Source organism: Phycisphaerae bacterium, from assembly GCA_012729815.1.
Lineage (GTDB): Bacteria > Planctomycetota > Phycisphaerae > JAAYCJ01 > JAAYCJ01 > JAAYCJ01.
Genome location: JAAYCJ010000249.1, coordinates 1 through 3,821, shown reverse-complemented (window position 1 = coordinate 3,821; position 3,821 = coordinate 1). Strand labels below are relative to the sequence as shown.

The window sequence follows — 3,821 nt, the reverse complement described above, 5'->3', positions numbered from 1 at the left end:
GTCAGTTACCACCACGTGGTGGTCGGGTACATCAAGGGGTTCCAGGGGTTGTACGGGACGATCGAGTTTGAGGCGATGCCGGAGTACAACGTGCCGTCGTCGATTCAGGCTCCGCCGCCGTTGATTGTATAGGTGCGGTAAGAGGCGCCGCTTGATGCGCGATGGGCGGCGGCGGGTGCGGGTTCTTTTGGCGCGAGGCGGTGGGTTTAGTACCAGGCTGCGCCGCAGTCGCAGTGGCCCCATCCCCATCCCCAGAATTCGGCGTAGGTTCGCAGCGGTTTTTCGAAGACGGTGTGGTCGTGGAGCCAGATGACGGGGTAGTAGACGATGCAGAGGACGCGGTCTTCGGTGGCGGAGACGTCGTCACCGAGCTTGAGGCCGGCGATGATCGGACCCATGCTCAGGATGTAGAGCAGGGGCAGGAGGAGGAGGGGGAGTATTGACCGGATCGGCCGGCGGCGCGGCGGAGTGCCACCGTCTGGTCTGTCTGGACCCATCTCGCCTCCTTATCTGCCCAGCGTGCTGAGGGGACACCTGCGTCCATGACGGCCTGGGCGCGCGGTTTTGAAGCTCACGTCTGTGAGAACATCAGCGGCCGTCGGATACTCGGATCGTGTCGGACCCGCTGAAGGCGACTCCGTCCTTGGTAAGGCCTTCGAGGACGAGGGTGGCTTCGGGCGGGGCGACGATGTCTTTGACCGCGTCCAATTCGAACTTGGCGACGAAGTCTCCGCGGGCGTCGGCCTTGGTCACGGCGACCTCGATGCCGTTGAGGGTAACGGTGACGCCGTCGACCTGGCTGTAGGGGATGTCGGTATGGACGGTGACCCAGACGCCCTGCGAGTCGAGGATCAGCGTGTTGGGTGAGACGGTGATGGTGATGGCGTCGGATTCAGCGGATATGACTTTAGGGCTCAGGTAGGCCCCATCGCCACATCCCAAGACGAGACAGAAGAGGACGGCGGGCACGATCAACCTGGTCATGGCACTTTCTCCTACTGAATGTGACAGAGTCCCGAAGCGCTGAGTATGGGATCGATCCTGCGTTCATCATACGCGGCGCGTCAAGTGTGCTTCAGATAATTTCAGTCAGAGGTGATCGGGTGTTCCCGATTGGTGGCGGCTGATACTCGTGCGATATGAAGGCCAGCTATTGGCTTATCGTTGCATTATGCACTACTATCGGAGTGGCGATACATTCCTCTTCACCCTAACCAATTGTTTTGGCGAGAGTTACGTAATCACCCTTTCTGGCACGGGATTTGAATAGGGACTATATGTCATGGAGGCCGCGATTCCCGCTTGCGGGCTGGTTGCGGCCGGATGGGTAGAACGGTCGCTGCGGAGAAAGGAGATGGGCGATGCCGGGTTTTGACGGTACGGGACCGCGGGGCCTTGGCCCGATGACGGGGCGGGGCATGGGTTACTGCGTGATGCCGGTGGGCGATGGGCCTCCGCGGGCGGGATATGGCTACGGAGCGGCGTATCCACCGGCGTACGGGTGGCGACCGCCAGTGCCGGTGGGCATGCCAGTGGCGGGTGCGTATGGATGGATGCCGCCGGCGTGGTTCGGTCCGAGGCGGTTTGGTCCGGGTTGGTTTGGCGGATTTGGATTTGGTCGTGGGCGCGGGTTTGGCCGCGGCCGCGGACGGCGCTGGTGGTAGAGAAAGCCGAAGCGCCTTATAGCTTGGGGTTTTGTACTAATTGAAAGGAGATGTGGCAATGCCAGGTGGAGACGGAACGGGTCCTGCGGGCATGGGTCCGATGACGGGACGTGGTGCGGGTTTTTGCGCGGGGTTTGGGATGCCGGGCTATGCGAATCCGGTAGGCGGTCGAGGTTTCTGGGGCTGGGGTCGCGGAGGCGGCGGCCGCGGGCGTCGGAACTGGTTCTATGCGACGGGCATGACCGGTTGGCAGCGGTCGGCTGCGGGTTGGCCGGCGTGGGGCGGCGGACCGGCGAACAGCGGTCCGTACGCAGGGCCGGCTGGGCCGGCGATGACGAAGGAGCAGGAGATGGACGCGCTCAAGGGCCAGGTGGAGTACCTTGAGGATGCCTTGGATGGGCTGCGCAAGCGTATGGAGGAGCTCAAGTCGCAGGCGAAGGAGTAGGCCCCAGGATTTCGCGCCTCCGGTTGGGCGATTGGTTGATCGGTAACGCTGCTTTTTTACCGGAGGATTTGCGATGAAAAGGGTGCTGGGCGGTTTGGTTATGGCCATGATGGCATTGGCGACGGCGGGCGGTTGCAGCCAGCATGGCTCGACGCGGTCGTGGTCGGGACCGAGAGGTTCCGCCGATGCGGATGCTTTGAGGCCGCAGGTGTCGGAGGGCGTATCCGGCGATCAGAACTGCAGTTGGATGGAGGCCTATACGGGAAACGACCTGTGCCGGTGACGAGTGGTGTCCCCTGTGGCCCGGTCGGAAGAGAATCTCAGCGCAGGGACCTGCGGTGAGGCAGGGAAAATGACTATGGAAGGAAGGAAAAGACGATGAAGATTGCCGTGACGGCGACGGGAGCGGGGCTGGAGGCTTCGGTGGATCCGCGGTTTGGGCGATGCGCGTTTTTTGTCATCGTGGAGACGGATGACATGGGTTTTGAGGCGGTTGAGAATCCGAACGTGATGCTGGGGGGCGGGGCGGGGATTCAGTCGGCGCAGTTGATGGCGGAGCGGGGGGTTCGCGCGGTGCTGACGGGCAACTGCGGTCCGAACGCGCATCAGACGCTGGCGGCGGCGGGTGTGGGTTTGGTCGTGGGTTGTTCGGGTACGGTGCGCGAGGCGGTGGAGCAGTACAAGGCGGGGCGGCTTTCGACGACGGATGGTCCGAACGTGGCGAGCCACTTCGGGATGCGTGGCGGCGGGATGGGTGGCGGCATGGGCGGTGGTCGGGGTATGGGGCGCGGCATGGGGATGGGTCGCGGTATGGGTGGCGGACGCGGGATGGGGGCTGGAGTGATGGGCGCGGGCGGTTCCGGCGTCGATGCGGCGGGTTCGTCCGGCGCGGCTGGCGCATCGGTGCTGGTCGTGGTGGTTGACGAGGGCAAGTGCGTCGGCTCGGCGGTGTGCCAGTCGGTGTGTCCGACGGGGGCGATTGCGGTGGATCAGGTGGCGACGATCGACCGCGAGTCGTGCATCGGATGCGGCCGTTGCGTGGCGGAATGTCCGCAAGGGGCGCTGGCGTTGGTCAAGCGTTAACGGGACCGGCCGCTGGGCCGGGCGGTAAGCTTAGTGGAGGCTCACGGGCATGAAACAAGCTGACATCGTTGTTATCGGCGGGAGCGCGGCGGGGATCACCGCGGCGATCACGGCTCGGCGTCACTACCGCGAGAAGCGGGTTCTACTGATCCGCAAGGAGCAGCAGGTGCTTATTCCGTGCGGGATTCCGTACATTTTCGGGACGGTGGGCAGCCCGCAGAAGAATTTGATTCCGGACGAGGTGCTTTCGAAGAACGGGGTGGAGCTGCTGATCGATGACGTGGTCGGGTTGGATCGCGAGCAGGCGCAGGTGACGACGTCGGGCGGCGAGACGATCGGGTATGAGCGGCTGGTCCTGGCAACGGGGTCGCTGCCGGCGATGCCTCCGGTGCCGGGGTTTGAGTTGAGCAACGTGTTCCCGGTGTTCAAGGACGTCTCGCACCTGGCGGGCATGCAGGAGTCGCTGAAGGGCGTGACGGATCTGGTGATTATCGGCGGCGGTTTTATCGGGGTGGAGTTCGCCGATGAGTGCCGCAAGAGTCTGAAGGCGAAAGTGACGGTGGTGGAGATGCTGCCGCACTGTCTGATGCTGGCGTACGACGAGGAGTTCTGCACCCGGGCGGAGGCGT

The 3,821-nt window shown here is 63.8% G+C and carries 5 protein-coding genes and 1 pseudogene; 4 read left to right on the top strand and 2 right to left on the bottom strand.

Translation table 11 applies throughout. The features are described 5' to 3' along the window. Positions 1-206: 206 nt before the first annotated feature. Positions 207-497: a hypothetical protein gene (locus tag GXY33_16450; GenBank protein NLX06729.1), complete on the bottom strand. Its 291-nt coding sequence runs from the start codon at positions 495-497 to the stop codon at positions 207-209. 91 nt (positions 498-588) lie between these two features. Then, the gene (locus tag GXY33_16445) at positions 589-984 is read right to left on the bottom strand and encodes a hypothetical protein (GenBank protein ID NLX06728.1); all 396 of its coding nucleotides are present in this window, start codon (positions 982-984) and stop codon (positions 589-591) included. Between the two features lie 738 nt (positions 985-1,722). Here GXY33_16445 and GXY33_16440 point away from each other — a divergent pair. The 4 genes and pseudogenes from GXY33_16440 to GXY33_16425 all read left to right on the top strand — a co-directional run. Continuing rightward, positions 1,723-2,109, top strand: coding sequence for a DUF5320 domain-containing protein (locus tag GXY33_16440; GenBank protein ID NLX06727.1), 387 nt, complete (start codon positions 1,723-1,725; stop codon positions 2,107-2,109). A 73-nt stretch (positions 2,110-2,182) separates the two neighbouring features. Next, positions 2,183-2,392: a hypothetical protein gene (locus GXY33_16435; protein ID NLX06726.1), complete on the top strand. Its 210-nt coding sequence runs from the start codon at positions 2,183-2,185 to the stop codon at positions 2,390-2,392. A 95-nt stretch (positions 2,393-2,487) separates the two neighbouring features. Continuing rightward, positions 2,488-2,949, top strand: a pseudogene (locus GXY33_16430) (dinitrogenase iron-molybdenum cofactor biosynthesis protein). A 292-nt stretch (positions 2,950-3,241) separates the two neighbouring features. Next, a partial coding sequence (locus tag GXY33_16425; protein NLX06725.1) for an FAD-dependent oxidoreductase occupies positions 3,242-3,821 on the top strand: 580 nt, incomplete at its 3' end.